This window comes from Chryseobacterium sp. WG14 (genome assembly GCF_024586945.1).
In the GTDB taxonomy this organism is placed as follows: Bacteria; Bacteroidota; Bacteroidia; order Flavobacteriales; family Weeksellaceae; genus Chryseobacterium.
The window spans coordinates 87,850-103,683 of record NZ_JALCZD010000007.1; the positions used below are offsets into that span (position 1 = coordinate 87,850).

The 15,834-nt window shown below is 37.6% G+C and carries 16 protein-coding genes and 1 riboswitch; of the genes, 15 read left to right on the forward strand and 1 reads right to left on the reverse strand.

Annotation, left to right across the window (positions count from 1 at the left end):
- The first annotated feature begins 3 nt into the window (after positions 1-3).
- The 5 genes from MP478_RS13220 (at position 4) to MP478_RS13240 (ending at position 5,624) form a co-directional block, all read left to right on the forward strand.
- Positions 4-1,233: an efflux RND transporter periplasmic adaptor subunit gene (locus MP478_RS13220; RefSeq protein ID WP_257200717.1), complete on the forward strand. Its 1,230-nt coding sequence runs from the start codon at positions 4-6 to the stop codon at positions 1,231-1,233.
- A gap of 136 nt (positions 1,234-1,369) precedes the next feature.
- Positions 1,370-2,251 carry a bestrophin family protein gene (locus tag MP478_RS13225; RefSeq protein WP_230033972.1) on the forward strand — a complete coding sequence of 294 codons (882 nt, stop codon included), beginning with the start codon at positions 1,370-1,372 and terminating at the stop codon, positions 2,249-2,251.
- A gap of 18 nt (positions 2,252-2,269) precedes the next feature.
- Positions 2,270-3,166 (forward strand): cation diffusion facilitator family transporter, encoded by an 897-nt coding sequence (locus MP478_RS13230; protein WP_257200718.1) that lies wholly within the window; start codon positions 2,270-2,272, stop codon positions 3,164-3,166.
- A gap of 17 nt (positions 3,167-3,183) precedes the next feature.
- Positions 3,184-3,603: a Fur family transcriptional regulator gene (locus MP478_RS13235; protein ID WP_257191179.1), complete on the forward strand. Its 420-nt coding sequence runs from the start codon at positions 3,184-3,186 to the stop codon at positions 3,601-3,603.
- Between the two features lie 371 nt (positions 3,604-3,974).
- Positions 3,975-5,624, forward strand: a complete 1,650-nt coding sequence (locus tag MP478_RS13240) for a heavy metal translocating P-type ATPase (protein ID WP_373691711.1) — start codon at positions 3,975-3,977, stop codon at positions 5,622-5,624.
- 160 nt (positions 5,625-5,784) lie between these two features.
- Here the strand turns inward: MP478_RS13240 and MP478_RS13245 are convergent, their stop codons facing one another.
- A complete protein-coding gene (locus MP478_RS13245; RefSeq protein WP_257200720.1) occupies positions 5,785-6,297 on the reverse strand; it encodes a GNAT family N-acetyltransferase in 513 nt (170 codons plus the stop codon).
- Positions 6,298-6,476: 179 nt separating this feature from the next.
- Between MP478_RS13245 and MP478_RS13250 the strand changes: the two genes are divergently transcribed.
- The 10 genes from MP478_RS13250 to MP478_RS13295 all read left to right on the forward strand — a co-directional run bounded on the left by MP478_RS13250 (position 6,477) and on the right by MP478_RS13295 (position 15,834).
- Complete coding sequence (locus MP478_RS13250; protein WP_230033983.1) at positions 6,477-6,839, forward strand: hypothetical protein; 363 nt, start codon at positions 6,477-6,479, stop codon at positions 6,837-6,839.
- A gap of 149 nt (positions 6,840-6,988) precedes the next feature.
- Positions 6,989-7,264 (forward strand): YHS domain-containing protein, encoded by a 276-nt coding sequence (locus MP478_RS13255; protein ID WP_230033985.1) that lies wholly within the window; start codon positions 6,989-6,991, stop codon positions 7,262-7,264.
- Positions 7,251-7,928, forward strand: coding sequence for an SCO family protein (locus MP478_RS13260; RefSeq protein ID WP_257191182.1), 678 nt, complete (start codon positions 7,251-7,253; stop codon positions 7,926-7,928). Before MP478_RS13255 ends, MP478_RS13260 begins: the two co-directional genes overlap by 14 nt.
- Before the next feature lie 138 nt (positions 7,929-8,066).
- Positions 8,067-8,741 (forward strand): superoxide dismutase, encoded by a 675-nt coding sequence (locus MP478_RS13265; RefSeq protein WP_290368636.1) that lies wholly within the window; start codon positions 8,067-8,069, stop codon positions 8,739-8,741.
- 4 nt (positions 8,742-8,745) lie between these two features.
- On the forward strand, positions 8,746-9,114 hold the full coding sequence (locus MP478_RS13270; protein WP_257200721.1) for a hypothetical protein: 369 nt from the start codon (positions 8,746-8,748) through the stop codon (positions 9,112-9,114).
- Positions 9,115-9,318: 204 nt separating this feature from the next.
- A complete protein-coding gene (locus MP478_RS13275) occupies positions 9,319-10,146 on the forward strand; it encodes an MbnP family protein (RefSeq protein ID WP_230033990.1) in 828 nt (275 codons plus the stop codon).
- Complete coding sequence (locus MP478_RS13280; protein ID WP_257200722.1) at positions 10,139-11,188, forward strand: cytochrome-c peroxidase; 1,050 nt, start codon at positions 10,139-10,141, stop codon at positions 11,186-11,188. The genes MP478_RS13275 and MP478_RS13280 overlap by 8 nt, the downstream gene beginning before the upstream one ends.
- 11 nt (positions 11,189-11,199) lie before the next feature.
- Positions 11,200-12,150, forward strand: a complete 951-nt coding sequence (locus tag MP478_RS13285; RefSeq protein WP_257200723.1) for a transporter — start codon at positions 11,200-11,202, stop codon at positions 12,148-12,150.
- Positions 12,151-12,353: 203 nt separating this feature from the next.
- Positions 12,354-12,539: riboswitch (cobalamin riboswitch) on the forward strand.
- Positions 12,540-12,721: 182 nt separating this feature from the next.
- Positions 12,722-14,701, forward strand: a complete 1,980-nt coding sequence (locus MP478_RS13290) for a TonB-dependent siderophore receptor (RefSeq protein WP_306592675.1) — start codon at positions 12,722-12,724, stop codon at positions 14,699-14,701.
- Positions 14,698-15,834, forward strand: coding sequence for a YncE family protein (locus tag MP478_RS13295; RefSeq protein ID WP_257200725.1), 1,137 nt, complete (start codon positions 14,698-14,700; stop codon positions 15,832-15,834). Before MP478_RS13290 ends, MP478_RS13295 begins: the two co-directional genes overlap by 4 nt.

A 15,834-nucleotide genomic window follows, 5' to 3' on the forward strand; every position in this document is an offset into this window, starting at 1 on the left:
CATATGAAACTCAAATATAACATCATAGCCCTTATACTTTTCTCCCTGGTAATCATAAGCTGTGGAAAAAAAGAAGTCGCAGTGGAAAAAGCTGCTGAAAAAACTGAGCAGAAAGAACAATCTCATGAAGAAGCTCCCGAAACCACAGCCTCACTTACAGAGGAACAGATGAAATCTGTGGGAGTAGCCCTGGGAACCGTAGAAATGAAAGAACTGACCTCCACGATTAAAGCAAATGGGCTGCTGAGTGTTCCCAACAGTAATAAAGCAACTATTACTTCTCTGTATGGAGGGATTATTAAAACATTAAATGTCCAGGTAGGAAGCATTGTGAAAAAAGGGCAGGTGATTGCTACCATTGCCAATCCGGAATATATACAGCTTCAGGAAGATTATCTCACCACAAATAGCCGGATTACCTATGCAGAACAGGAATACAGAAGACAGAAAGAGCTTTTTAATAATGATGCAGGCGCTAAAAAGAACCTTCAAAGTGCCGATGCAGAGCTCAACAAACTAAGAACCAAAAAAGCTTCTCTTCTCAAACAACTTCAGATGATGGGAATAAGTCCTGGAAAGGTAAGCAATGGTAATATGAGATCGGGTCTGGTAATTACTGCCCCAATTAGTGGGACAATCAGTGGTATTACAGCACAGATAGGAAGCTATGTAGATATTTCTTCTCCTGTGGCTACTGTGATTGATAATGGATCAATTCATCTGGATCTTCAGGTTTTTGAAAAAGATCTTCCGAAGATGAGAGTAGGGCAGATTGTTCATTTTAAACTGACAAATAATCCTGAAACAGAGTACGATGCAAGAATTTACAGTATAGGATCTTCATTTGAAAATGAGAGTAAAACAATTTCTATGCACTGTGAAGTGATCGGAAATAAAACCGGCTTAATTGACGGAATGAATATCACGGGAATTGTAAGCCTGGATAAAAGCACTACTCCGGCAGTGCCCACAGAGGCTATCGTAGAAGCAGACGGTAAATACTACATTTTTATTCAAACCGATAAAAAAATAGAGGAAGAGCATGAAGAAAAAGGGAAGCCTCATCCTAAAACTTTGAATTTTGAAAAAGTAGAAGTAGTAAAAGGAACATCAGATATGGGATACACTGCCATTACAGCCATTGGGAAAGTTCCGGACAATGCAAAAATTGTGACGAAAGGTGCCTTTTTTGTGAATGCTAAATTAGTTAATTCCGGAGAGCACGAACATTAATTAAAGTGATCGGAATCAGGTAAATATGGTTTTTTATGCTTAATTTAGAACTAATTCCAGCATCGCTTTTATACCCTTGTAAAAGCCGCCTGAAGGTGAGAAGATAAGCTTTATTGTATTTAATAAATGATGAATTATGTTATTAAACAAAAAAATATCAGTCTGGTATTTCATCCGCGAAATAAAATCTCAGATTCTGTTTATTGGGATATTCGCTGTTGCCATAGGCCTTTTGGATATGCTGCCTGGGTTTAGAAAAATATCACTCCCTTTGAATATTCCCGCACTTTTAGGAACTGCAGTGTCTTTACTGCTGGCTTTCCGGACTTCCCAATCCTACGAAAGATGGTGGGAGGCAAGAACCGTTTGGGGAGCTGTTGTTAATGATTCAAGGACGTTTGTAAGGCTGGTCATTCAGTTTATGCCTGCCGGAGATGATAAAACGATAAAAGATTTTGCCGAAAGACAAATCACCTGGACCTATGCGCTTGGAGAATCTCTGAGAAAGCAGCCCTTCTCTGAAAAAGTTCAGGAATATCTGGACAGAAATCATATCAACGGAATGAATATACCCAATGCGCTGCTGGATGCTCATTCTAAACAGCTAAAGGAAATTGCCCCAACGAAAGAATTAACAGATTTTCAGCAAATGCAGCTCAATGATATAGTTACAAGGCTTTGTGACAGCATGGGAAAATGTGAAAGATTGAAAAATACAGTTTTTCCCAGGTCTTACAGTATTTTAGTACATATTTTGATCTATGTATTTGCCGCCATACTTCCTTTTGGGCTGGATGATTCACAGCTTGTTGTGGAGATTGCAATTACATTCCTGATTCCGATTATGTTCATTGCTATTGAAAAAACATCAATCATTATGCAGGACCCTTTTGAGAATGGTCCGGTGGATACTCCAATGACGTCTCTGGCACAGACCATAGAGATCAATATTAGGCAGATGATTGGTGAACAAAATGTTCCTTTGAAAAAAGAAAATACGTCGTATTATGAAATGTAATTAAACCATAGAGATCATATGGAAAACACACCGACACAAACACCCTCTGCAGCAAGCAGACATAAAAAGAACCTTCTGATTGTACTGGGCCTCAGCGGAACCTATCTTATTGCTGAGGTTATTGGAGGAATAGTTACCAATAGTCTTGCATTATTGGCAGATGCAGCCCATATGCTGACAGATGTTGTGGGACTGCTTTTGGCATTTATTGCCATAAAAATTGGTGAAAGAAAAGCGGACCCTTCCAAAACATATGGATATTACCGGACAGAAATATTAGCGGCCGTTATTAATGCGGTCGTTTTACTGGGAATTTCTATCTATGTATTGATTGAAGCCTATAAGCGTTTTCAAAGTCCACCGGAAGTACAGAGCAAATCGATGCTGATTGTAGCAGGAATAGGATTAGTAGTGAATATTATCGGGATGATGATCCTGAGAAAAGATTCAGAAGGAAGCCTGAATATGAAAGGCGCTTACTTTGAAGTACTTTCAGATATGCTTACCTCCGTAGGAGTAATGATTGCAGGGGTTATTATGCTTACCACGGGCTGGTATTATGCCGATCCTTTGATCTCTGCAGCCATCGGATTTCTGATCTTCCCCAGAACCTGGAAACTGCTGAAAGAAGCAATCAATGTTTTACTGGAAGGTACTCCCAAAGATGTAGATATTCATATGTTGCGTCAATCATTGGAACAGACCCCTGGAGTGAAGAATATCCATGACCTCCATGTATGGTCCCTTACCTCAAGTGTCAATGCGATGAGTGCCCATATTGTAAAGAATGAGGGTGTTTCTCAGAATCAACTGTTGAAAACATTAACGGAGGAGACGGTTAAAAACTTTAAAATAAGCCATACCACTTTTCAGATAGAGGAGGAAGGATATGAGGAAACAGAAGTACATCTGTAACATTAAAATTGTTGACAATGAAAAAAGATATAGAAAATAAGCTCATTGATAAAAATACCAAGCCTACCAGCATGAGAATTCTGGTTTATGATTTTTTAAGCTCTCAGGAAGCGGCATTGTCTCTTTCTGAAATAGAAAATTATTTTGATAATGCAGACAGGATCACAATTTACAGAACATTGAAAACCTTTGAAGAAAAAGGAATTGTTCACAGTATACAGGAAAATACAACTACCAAATATAAGTTATGTGAGGATGACTGTGATGAAAAAACACATAAAGACTGGCATCTCCATTTCTATTGTAAAATATGTAAACAAACCACCTGTAAAGAAGATATTTCCTTTCCTGAAAATATCCAGACCAGTTTCAGGATTGATGAAATAAGGCTGTTTGCCAAAGGAATCTGTGAGAATTGTCTTGAAAGTTTGCAATAGTATTGCATCCGTCTCATCATTAAATTTGTATAAAAATATCAGTTATGGAAAAATGCTGTAGTACGACCCCGGAAAAACCAGTAACAAAAAAACATAATCATTCAGAAGGAGATGGGCATGACCATGACGGTCATGATCACTCTCATGATTCCGGAGATCAGACGGTCTTTCAGATGTTTCTTCCGGCTATGATATCATTTGCCCTTTTATTGTTAGGAATTGCTTTTGATAATTATATAAAACCCACATGGTTTACCGGATGGGTACGTTTAGTATGGTTCCTGGCAGCTTATATTCCTGTAGGAATTCCTGTATTGAAAGATGCTTATAAAAGTATCATTAAAGGAGATGTTTTTTCCGAGTTTTTCCTGATGGGAATAGCTACCATTGGTGCTTTTGCTATTGGAGAATATCCGGAAGGAGTTGCCGTAATGCTGTTCTATGCCGTAGGGGAAGTTTTCCAGTCTATGGCGGTAACCAGAGCAAAAGGAAATATAAAGGCTTTATTGGACCAGCGTCCTGATGAGGTAACGGTTATTAAAAATAATCAGCCGAAAACTATGAAAGCAAAAGAAGCAAAAATAGGAGACGTTATCCAGCTGAAGCCTGGTGAGAAGCTGGCTTTGGACGGTGAATTGCTATCGGATGCAGCCTCATTCAATACGGCAGCTTTAACGGGAGAAAGTAAACCGGACACCAAAAATAAAGGGGAGACAGTGCTGGCAGGTATGATCAATATGAACAGTATTGCACTTGTTAAAGTAAATACCGCCTATGAAGACAGTAAGCTAAGTAAAATACTGGAGCTGGTTCAGAATGCTACCGCCCAAAAAGCACCTACAGAATTATTTATCAGAAAATTTGCCAAAGTATATACTCCAATTGTTGTATTCCTGGCTATAGGAATCTGTTTATTACCTTATTTTTTCGTCAATGACTACCAGTTCAGAGATTGGCTATACAGATCCCTGATCTTCCTGGTAATTTCTTGTCCTTGTGCATTGGTTATTTCCATCCCGTTGGGCTATTTCGGAGGGATAGGAGCAGCAAGCCGGAATGGAATTCTGTTTAAAGGAAGTAATTTTCTGGATAGCATCGCAGAAATTCAAAATGTGGTGATGGATAAAACAGGAACGATGACAGAAGGGGTTTTCAAAGTTCAGGAAGTAAGCATTACCCCTGGGCTTAATAAAGATGAAATCCTTCAGATGGTCAATGTCCTGGAAAGTAAAAGTACTCACCCTGTAGCCACTGCCATTCACAATTATGTAGGAGATATCAATCATTCTATTCCTTTGGAAAATGTAGAGGAAATTGCAGGACATGGCCTTAAAGCTGTGGTCAATGGAAAAGAGCTTTTAGTGGGGAACTTTAAATTAATGGATAAATTCAGCATCAGCTATGATATCAACCACACCAATATTGTATACACTATTATTGCTGTAGCGTACGATCGTAAGTTTGCAGGATACATCACCATTGCAGACAGTATTAAAGAAGATGCGAAAGAAACAGTTGACAAACTCCATAAAATGAATGTAAAAGCCACCATGCTGAGTGGCGATAAGACTACAGTGGTAAAATATGTGGCAGATCAACTGGGTATCGACAATGCATACGGAGATCTATTGCCTGAAGATAAAGTAAATAAAGTAAAAGAGATTAAAGCCAAAAACCAAACGGTAGCTTTTGTAGGAGATGGCGTGAACGATGCTCCTGTAGTTGCTTTAAGTGATGTGGGAATCGCTATGGGAGGCTTGGGAAGTGATGCAACCATTGAAACGGCAGATGTGGTGATCCAGGATGATAAGCCCAGCAAAATTCCAATGGCGATCAATATCGGTAAGCAGACAAAAAAAATCGTTTGGCAGAACATTATTTTAGCCTTTGCCGTAAAAGCTGTTGTTTTACTCCTTGGAGCCGGAGGACTGGCAACTATGTGGGAGGCTGTTTTTGCAGATGTAGGGGTTGCATTGCTGGCTATTCTGAATGCGGTAAGGATTCAGAGGATGAAGTTTTAAAGATAACTCAATTATATTCATAAGCTCTGCTGAAGATTCAGTGGAGCTTTTTCTTTGACAATACTGGATATAATGGCCTTTACGTTTGGCTATAACAATAAAAAAGCCCTACCAAAATACATCAATAGAGCCTTTTAACAAGATTAAATTTTATAAAGAACTAATATTTTTCTTTTGACAGTACAAAAAAATCGAATATTTCCTTTCCTATGCTGAACTGATGTTCTCCAATCTTAGAGAACCCGTTTTTATAATAAAAATGTAAAGCCCGTTCATTCGAATGTAAAACTGAAAGCCAAATATGAGTCTGGTCGGAAGTATTAAAAGAAGACATAAGCTCTTCCATTAATACCTTTCCTGCTTTTTTATCCAAAAACTCTTTCAGCACATAGATCTTTTGCAATTGTGAAACTGTGGAAGAGCCGATAAACTCAGAAGTAGAATGCACTTTCAATTTTGCATACCCAATAGGCAGCTCATTCCAAAATACAATCCAGTATTTGTTATTCTTTATACTTGCTTTTATTTTAGATACTGCGAAAGTCTGCTCATAATAATCGAACAGGTCCTGTGTATCGCGGAAATATTCCGAGAATGTTTCGGTGAAAGTAACTCTTCCCAACAATGCAATATGTGGTGCATCTTCAGGGATCGCTTGTCTTATCTGAAGCATGGTATAAATTATGAGGTTTACTTCAAAGGTCGGAAAAATATAATTATAGCAACAGATACAGTTTTATTATTTTTATAGGTAACAGTATATTGTATTCATAAGAACCATTAATGACTTTCATCATAAATAAGGCTTAAAACAGTTTTGAAATAGTATATTTGTATCACAGAACAGAATAGTTGAAGTTATTCATTTCCATATTCATCATTTTTACCGTTGCATTACGTCCCGTTTTGCCATTGGTCAATTACGCTGTTAATTATGATTATATCGTAAAAAATCTTTGCGAAAAAAGAGATATACCCCAGTCGACCTGTAAAGGGAAATGCTATGTGGAAAAAGAACTGGCAAAAACAGAAAAACAATCCAATAGCTCTCAAACAATAAAGATTGCCGGGCTTGATGTTTTTCTTTCCAATGAAATCCTTTCTTTTTCATATAAAAAAGAACTTGATCTGTCTGTGAAAACTCCGCATACAAAGGATGTTAACTTTCACCCTTCGGGATATTTTTCCAGAATATTCCATCCTCCGTTAGCGTAAATTTATTTTAAACTATGTTTTTAGTTTATGTGGTTGAAAGTATTCCTGAACTTAATACTGAGTTCTGATTGCTTTCACTAATGTTATGCTTTACAATAGCTAACAATCTATTCCGTTTAATAGTATCATTAATTTCAATTTATATCAAAATGAAATCTCCGATTATTTTGACAGCGTTGTTGTCAATATCATTATTAGCATGTGCTAAAGAAACACCTCAGGTGAAACATAAAAGCAGCATGAGCTCTTCTAAAGAGAATATAAAGAATATACAGGTGGTGAACGGGGAAGACCCGATCTGTCATATGAAAACCGCAGAGTTCCTGAAAGACACTGCTGTATATAAAAATAAAACCTATGGTTTTTGCAGTGCTTACTGTAAAGATGAATTCAAAAAAAGTCCTGAGAAATATGCCAAAAAATAATAAAGCTAACAATAAAACAAAGATTATTATCCCCATTGTGGCCTTTGGGTTGCTTTTTCTGGGTATTGGAGTAGGAATGGGATATTTTAAAAAGAATCTTTATACTGTTATGAAAGTTCCTGATTTTAACCTGACTGATCAGAACAGTAAAAAAATCACCAACAGAGATATGCTGGGAAAAGTATATCTGGTAGAATTTTTCTACAGTAAATGTCCTACCATATGTCCTGTGATGAATACCAATATGAAGGCCATTCAGAATCAGATTAATAATCCTGATTTTGGAATTATTTCCATAAGTATTGATCCTGAAAATGATACTCCGGAAGCTTTAAAAGAACATGCTAAAAGAATTGGGGCTCAATCTCCCAACTGGCATTTTCTGACGGGAGACAGAAAATATATCGGGGATCTTGCAGATAAATTCAATATTTATGTTGGAGATCAGGAGAATGAAGGGGAAAGTCTTAATCACAGTGGAATGATTGCCCTGGTAGATCAGGAAGGAAATATCCGCTGCCGATACAATAAAGAGAATATGCCGATCCTCTATTATTCAGGATTGAATTATGAAGATCCAGATGGGAAAAACCCAAAGCTAACAGGGAAATATCACCCTGACCGCGAAATTCTGATTGAAGATATCAGGAAATTATTGAAATAGGCTGGAAGATGGAGATCTGAAGTGCCTCTATGCAGATATTTAGTATGTATTTGTCTGCTAATTGAGATCAACTAAATTACTTCCAGCCCTAAGCTTCCTTATTAATGAAAATATTGTTTAACCATACAACAAAACGTTATGAAGATTATGAAAATAGCTGCTTTAGGAGCAGTATTGGCGGCTCAGTTTACACTGGCTCAATTTAAGCAAACTCCTTTACCTTATGCTTATAATGCATTGGAAGGATCAATAGATGCGCAAACAATGGAGATCCATTATTCAAAGCATGGTGCAGCGTATGCCAGCAACCTGAATAAAGCGATTGCAGGAACTCCACAGGAAAAAGAAACCTTAATCAAGATTCTTTCTGAGACTTCAAAATTAAGTCCTGCAGTAAGAAATAATGCAGGAGGGCATTACAACCACGAGCTTTTCTGGACGATCCTTACTCCTGAAAAAAATACCCAGCCATCAGCAAAGTTAGCGAAGGCTATCAATGAGTCTTTCGGAAGTATAGATGCTTTCAAAGAAAAAATGAGCAAGGCCGGTGCGGATCGTTTCGGTTCCGGATGGGCTTGGCTGTCTGTGGATAAGAACGGAAAATTATTTGTTTCTTCAACTCCCAATCAGGATAATCCTCTAATGGATATCGTAGAGGAGAAAGGAACTCCTATCCTGGGAATTGATGTTTGGGAGCACGCTTACTATCTGAAGTATCAGAACAAAAGAGCAGACTATCTTTCTGCCATCTGGAATGTACTGAACTGGAAAGAAGTAAGCAGAAGGTATGATGCCGCTTTAAGCAAGAAATAACCTTATGAAATTATTTTGCAGCATACTCTTTACTTGTTATATGGTGTTCAGGCCTCTGATACCTATAGTGGAGTATGCTGTAAATTATGATTACATTGTCAATACCCTGTGTATTAATAAAAGTAAGCCAGAGATTCATTGTAACGGAAAATGTTTCCTGAGCAAAGAGCTGGCAAAAGCTAATGATTCCGAAACGGCGCCATTTAGTAAAGCGAAAAATTCGGGGCAAAAAATTCTTGATATTTATATCCTTCCTGGCATCACAGAGATTTCAGTTACCGGGAAAATTCCTTTTTCCAATGGTCAGTTTATCTATGAAGCAGCCTATTCTTTTCTGTTTCTGAATCCTATTTTCAAACCTCCGGTTTTTTAAGTTATACATCATTATTGAGCCACAAAAGCCCAGATAAGTTGAAAATCAAAAGATTTTCAAAAACTTAAGTGCCCTTACTATGCGCAAAACATATCACTTAAAGAACTTAAGTGTAAGAAGCTTTGTGCCTTTTGCGGTAAAAAAGAATGTTTTCACATTCAAAACAGCACATTCAAAAATTGTATTCAACTAAAAAAATCAACAATGAAAATTTATAAATTTTTATCATTACTCTTTATTGCCTTAACTCTATTTTCTTTTTCCGCTTGTAGTAACAGGGATGACGATAATCCACAGGATACAACACCCGGAAATCTTCAGATAAAATTTGAAAACGGTTTCAATAACTTAGGAGATATTGTTTTAAACCAGACGACACAAACTTCCTTACAAGGGCAAAAACATAATTTTTCCACATTGAAATATGTAGTCAGTAATATTGCATTGATTGATGAAAGCGGAAACGAGTTCAAATACAATGAAAATAATCCTGACAAAGGAGCATTTATCATAGATCAGGCTGATGCTGTAGCCGGAATTGTCTATCTGAATCTAGAAGGCATACCCAAAAACAATTATAAAAAAATAAAATTCGGTTTGGGAATCAGCCAGAAAGCATATTTACTCGGACAGGACGGACAGGCTGAGTTCTGGACTAAGGCTAAGCAGAAGGGAATGTCCTGGTCCTGGGCAGCAGGCTACGTTTTTGTAAAACTGGAAGGGAAGTACGGAACGGGATCTCCCACTACTGAATTTATGAACCATACAGGAAATATGGGAAATGTAACAGCTAATAATACTCCTGATCTTTACAGGGAAATTACACTGAATTTACCGACTACGGCCAGGGTTACAGCTCAGATCAGGCCATCTGTCCATATTCTGGCAGATCTGAATCAGTTTTTGAGCGGTGATAAGCAGCTTATGCTTACTACAGCTAATGATATGATGATGGGTTCAAGCCAGCATCTGGCAGATGTTACCAACAACCTTACAAAAATGTTTAAAGTAGACCACGTTCACAATGATTAATTTTTTTTTAAAGACAGTATTATTTCTGGTGATCTTACTGATGAGCGTTATTTCCTGTTCTGATGAGGTGATTCAGCCATTGGAGAAAGATGAAGCCTATCGTCTTCAGTTTCCTTCTTATTTTCCTGAGATGAGTTTTGATCAATCGGCCAATCCGGTAACAAAAAATGGAGTAGAGTTGGGAAGGAAACTATTTTATGAAGGAAGACTTTCCCGTAACAATACAATTTCATGTGGTTTTTGCCATATTCAGGAAAATGCTTTTACCCATCACGGTCATACGGTAAGCCATGGTGTGGATGACAGGATAGGAATCAGAAATGCTCCGCCCATTCAGAATATGGCATTCCTGAAAAGATATATGTGGGACGGCGTGATTCATAATTTAAATGAACAGCCTATTATTCCGATAACAGATGTGAATGAAATGGACAGTTCTATGCCGGAAGCTATTTCGAAAATAAAAGATGATCCGAAGTATAAAAGGCTTTTCAGCGCAGTGTATGGAGATGAAAATATTACCGGAGAAAGGGTTTTAAAAGCATTATCCCAGTTTATGGTATCAATGATCTCTGCTGATTCCAAATACGACAGATTTAGACAGGGAAAGGAGGTTTTTACATCCGCAGAATCGCAGGGAATGGCCGTATTTAATCAGAAGTGCGCTTCCTGTCATAGTGGGGAACTGTTTACTGATGAAAGTTTCCGGAATACAGGGATGTATTATAATACCCAATTTAAAGATGCGGGGCGTTATCGTGTGACACTTGATCAGATTGACTGGATGAAGTTTCGTGTACCCAGCTTGAGGAATGTAGAATATACAGCTCCTTATATGCATGACGGAAGATTTTATACGTTAGATGCCGTGCTTAATTTTTATACCGATGGGGTAGAAAATCATCCTAATCTCGATCCACAGCTGAAACAGAATAACCACATCGGAATTGCAATGAATACACAGGAAAAACAATTCATCATCGCCTTTCTGAAAACACTATCGGACAAAAATTTTATATCCAATCCAAAATTTGCAGAATAATTTAAATTGACATGAAGAAGATAATTTTAATTGTAAGCTTGCTCATAGGTACTGTGATTCAGGCGAAGATAATCAAAGACAGCGCTTATATTCCCCAAAAGAGTTTTAATACAATTGATTTTGATTTTGATGATTGTGATGCCTGTGGCTGTGCGGCGGGAAATGGGTCATCCGGTTTTGAGTCATTACTAAATCCTCAGTTTATCGGGATCAAGTATTTTGCCCAGCATTATAAAGCAAAGGAAAATTTATTTGTAAAAGATCTGACGCAGGATCAGTATTTTAATACCATACAGCTTTGGGGAAAAATTCCGTTGACAAAGAAACTCAGTGTTTATGCAAGCCTTCCATTTCATTTTCACGAAAAGAAAACAATGCAGGGCGATATCAGGATCAATGGGATCGGTGACCTAAATGTTATGGGAATTTATCAACTGATGCGTTCGAAAGATAATTTCCATCAGCTGAACGGTGGATTGGGCGTAAAAATTCCTTTGGGTAAGTTTGATGAAAAAGGAATTTCAGGAGTTAATCCGAGTTTTCAGCTGGGAACAGGAAGCTGGGATTATCAAGCAGCTTTGAATTATAAATTTCAGAAGAATAAAATTGCGGTATTGCTTAATACAGATTATACCATTAAAACAGAAAATAAAAAGAAGTACCGCTTTGGAAACCAATGGAATTATGCAGCAACAGGCTTTTATCAGGTTGCGGGAAATGAAAAATCAATATTTTCTTTAAAGACAGGGGTTCAGGGAGAAGTGTATGCTCAGAATAAACAGTTTGATGAAGCGCTGCCTAATACTGCCGGAAGTGCATTATATGGAAAGTTGGGCTTTGAGGCTTCCTATAAAAAGTTCAGTCTTGGAAGTGAAGTTATGCTTCCTGTTTATACCCATCTTGCAGGAGGAGATATAGAAGCAAAATCAAGGTTCAGTATTTTCCTGAATATTGGGATATAGTTGATCCTTAACGCAAAGTTTAATGTTTGTCATACTTATTCAGATGGGAGATATTTAAACTTTGCGTTTAAAATCATACCTGTAATTTTTACACGAATTCTATTGTACTTTAGTATTTTTCTATTCAAAATTTACCTTTGGTACACATGCTTTTATAATATTGTAAATCATTTTGTTATTTGTGAATATATATTAATTATTTTCTATCTTTGCCGAAATTTGGTAAGCTGTAAAAAGCTTTTAAAAGGGAATCCGGTGAGAATCCGGAACAGACCCGCTGCTGTAAGCTCCACACCAAAATTTTTGAAGATTATATCCACTGTTTTTTAATGGGAAGGATTTCAAAAATGGAGTAAGTCAGAAGACCTGCCAGACCATAAACGTTTGACGCTTTCGTGGAATAAAGCTTTAGGACAACAATGATTTTGTGCAGTGACCACTGTGCTTTGTCGTTGCTTTCTTACATCCATTAGCGTCATCATTATTCATAAATGAGCTAATGGTGGCAAAACTGACTACATCTCAATTTCATAAAGTTGTTTTCACAATATTGGTGTTAACATCACAATTCTTGTTTTCTCAAACAAAGAAAAAAGACACCTTAAAGGAAGAAGCTATTAAGGCTGTCAATATTTACAAAAAGAGCTTTAAAGAAATCGTTCCTGCTCAGATATTGCAGGGAGAAGAGCTTGAAAGACTGAACAGCCACTCTGTTGCAGATGCCTTACGGTATTTTTCCGGTGTTCAGATCAAAGACTACGGTGGAATTGGAGGCTTAAAGACCATTAATATCCGAAGTATGGGAAGCCAGCACGTAGGAGTTTTTTATGACGGAATTCAGCTGGGAAATGCGCAGAACGGCCTTGTGGATCTGGGAAGATATTCTTTGGATGATCTGGAAGAAATATCATTATACAACGGTCAGAAAAGTGAGATCTTTCAGCCGGCAAAAGATTTCGGATCATCAGGTTCTATTTATTTGCAGCCCAAAACACCGGTATTTACCGGAACAAGAAAAACAAATCTTGTTTTGAGGGCAAAAAGTGCATCCATTGATTTATTCAACCCCTCTTTCCGTTTGGAACAAAAAATATCACAGAGAACTTCTGCCAGTTTCAGTGCCGAATTTCTGCAAAGTGATGGTATTTACAAATACCGTTACGAGAAAAAATATCCTAATGGAGAGCAGGCGTATGATACGATTGCTAAAAGAAGAGACTCTGATATTAAAGCAAAACGTTTTGAAACCTCCTTGAATGGAACTTTAAATAACGGAAGCTGGAATATCCGTGGATATGGGTATATTTCAAATCGGGGTATTCCTGCTCCTGTTGTTAACAGCCGTTTTGATGGGCGAGGGGCAAGGATGTTTGATGAGAACTATTTTGTACAGGCCAATCTGAGGAAAAAGTTATTCCCTAAATTCGAAACTCAGCTTAAAGCAAAATTTGCTTACGATTATACCCGTTTTCTGGATACGGTACAGTCTCAGTTAGTTAAATATTCAGATAATACCTACATTCAAAGGGAGCTTTATATATCTTCTTCCAATTTATATACAGTGAGTTCCAATTGGGATATTAGTTTGAGCGGGGATTTCCAGTACAATAATCTGGATGCAGACCTGTATCAATTTTCTTATCCTACCCGCTATACCACATTGGTGGCTTTGGCTACTACCTATCAATGGAACAGGTTTAAAGTTTTAGGAAGTTTGCTGGGTACTTTTACTTTTGAAGAAGTAGAACGGAATAAAAGACCTGAGGACAGAAGTGAATGGACTCCTGCTGTTTTTATGAGCTACCAGCCGGCTACTGTTCCGGAGCTTACTTTTAGGGCTTTCTATAAAAAGATTTTCAGACTCCCCACCTTCAATGATCTTTATTATACCAATATTGGAAGTACTTTTCTGAAACCGGAGTTTACTACGCAGTATGATGTAGGATTTACCTATCAGAAAAAATATAATCATCCTGTTTTTAAAGCTTTTTATGCGAAGGTAGATGGCTATTACAACCGGGTAAAAGATAAGATAGTTGCGGCACCCACAGGAAATATGTTCCGCTGGATGATGATGAATCTTGGGTTGGTTGATATCATAGGAGCAGATGTAAATGTTCAGGCAGAAATGATGTGGGGCAACGTAAAAATCAAACCATTACTCTCTTATACCTATCAAAGTGCGAAAGATATCAGTAATCCGGGAGATGATATCACCCCGGGCGATACCTTTTATAAAAAGCAGATCCCCTACACGCCCTGGCATAGTGGATCTTTTACACTGATGGCAGACTACCGTGACTGGAATTTCAACTACAGCGTGATCTATGTTGGAGAACGTTACGATGGGCAACAGGATAATATTCAGTATAATTTTGTCCAGCCCTGGTATACCCATGATTTATCTGTTCAGAAAAGATTTGACTACTCAGGACATCAGTTTAAGCTAAGCCTTGAAATGAATAATATTTTCAATCAATATTATGACGTGGTCAGAAACTATCCCATGCCGGGAAGAAATTTTAAAATTAGTCTAAACTTCACCTTATGAGAAAAATAAACTTTTGTCTCCTACTCTTCATATTGGTTTTTTTTGTGGCCTGCCGTACCGATGATATTATCGTCCGTCAGGAAGTGGTGGAAGGGTTGGCAGCACCTGAGAATACTGCTATTAAAGGCTTTTATCTATTAAATGAAGGGAATATGGGAAGCAATAAATGTACCCTTGACTTTTTCGACTATACCAAAGGAACTTACTATCGGAATATTTATGCAGAAGTGAACCCTAATGTGATCAAAGAATTGGGGGATGTAGGAAATGATATTAAAATTTACGGAAGCAAACTGTATATCGTGGTCAATGTTTCCAATAAAATTGAAGTACTGGATGCTAAAACAGCCAAACGGATAACGTCCATCCCCTTACAGAACTGCAGATATATAACATTTAAAAACGGAAAGGGCTATGCCAGCAGTTATGCAGGCCCTGTAGATATCAATCCTAATGCACCCAAAGGTAAAATAGTGGAAATAGATACAGCTTCTCTGGCTATACAACGCCAGGCCGCAGTGGGATATCAGCCTGAGGAAATAGAAATTGTTGGGGATCAGCTTTTTGTAGCCAATTCCGGAGGGTATATGGCTCCGAATTACGACAGAACAGTTTCTGTAATCGATTTAAATAGTTTTACAGAAAGCAGGAAAATAGATGTTGCCATTAATCTTCACCGGCTTAAAAAAGACAGTTATGGTGACCTGTATGTAAGCTCCCGGGGAGATTATTATTCAGTACCCTCCAGTTTATATCTGATTGACGCTGCAACAGGGACGATAAAAAAAGACTTTCATATGGCGGTAAGCGAGATGACGATTGTGAATGACAAGCTTTATTTCTATGGAAATGAATTCAATTACAATACCCATACCTCCAAAAAAACATTCGGAATTATTGATGTAAAAACAGAACAGATTATTTCTGACAGGATTTTTGATAAGGAATATGAAAATGTCATACAAACCCCTTACGGAATTGCTGTAAACCCAATTACAGAGGATGTTTATATTACTGATGCCCGAAACTATGTTGCAATGGGCTTCGTGTACTGTTTCGATAAAAACGGCCATTTCAAATGGAAAACCGAGGGAGGAAATATCCCTGCCCATTTTACTTTTCTATATAAATAA

Excerpts from the sequence above, each read along its gene's own strand:
- MP478_RS13225 (WP_230033972.1), top strand. The coding sequence starts at position 1,370 with ATGTTATTAAACAAAAAAATATCAGTCTGGTATTTCATCCGCGAAATA.
- MP478_RS13275 (WP_230033990.1), top strand. The coding sequence starts at position 9,319 with ATGAAAATTTATAAATTTTTATCATTACTCTTTATTGCCTTAACTCTA.
- MP478_RS13240 (WP_373691711.1), top strand. The coding sequence starts at position 3,975 with ATGGGAATAGCTACCATTGGTGCTTTTGCTATTGGAGAATATCCGGAA.
- MP478_RS13245 (WP_257200720.1), bottom strand. The coding sequence starts at position 6,297 with ATGCTTCAGATAAGACAAGCGATCCCTGAAGATGCACCACATATTGCA.
- MP478_RS13270 (WP_257200721.1), top strand. The coding sequence starts at position 8,746 with ATGAAATTATTTTGCAGCATACTCTTTACTTGTTATATGGTGTTCAGG.
- MP478_RS13255 (WP_230033985.1), top strand. The coding sequence starts at position 6,989 with ATGAAATCTCCGATTATTTTGACAGCGTTGTTGTCAATATCATTATTA.
- MP478_RS13285 (WP_257200723.1), top strand. The coding sequence starts at position 11,200 with ATGAAGAAGATAATTTTAATTGTAAGCTTGCTCATAGGTACTGTGATT.
- MP478_RS13295 (WP_257200725.1), top strand. The coding sequence starts at position 14,698 with ATGAGAAAAATAAACTTTTGTCTCCTACTCTTCATATTGGTTTTTTTT.
- MP478_RS13260 (WP_257191182.1), top strand. The coding sequence starts at position 7,251 with ATGCCAAAAAATAATAAAGCTAACAATAAAACAAAGATTATTATCCCC.
- MP478_RS13265 (WP_290368636.1), top strand. The coding sequence starts at position 8,067 with ATGAAGATTATGAAAATAGCTGCTTTAGGAGCAGTATTGGCGGCTCAG.
- MP478_RS13235 (WP_257191179.1), top strand. The coding sequence starts at position 3,184 with ATGAAAAAAGATATAGAAAATAAGCTCATTGATAAAAATACCAAGCCT.
- MP478_RS13280 (WP_257200722.1), top strand. The coding sequence starts at position 10,139 with ATGATTAATTTTTTTTTAAAGACAGTATTATTTCTGGTGATCTTACTG.
- MP478_RS13230 (WP_257200718.1), top strand. The coding sequence starts at position 2,270 with ATGGAAAACACACCGACACAAACACCCTCTGCAGCAAGCAGACATAAA.
- MP478_RS13220 (WP_257200717.1), top strand. The coding sequence starts at position 4 with ATGAAACTCAAATATAACATCATAGCCCTTATACTTTTCTCCCTGGTA.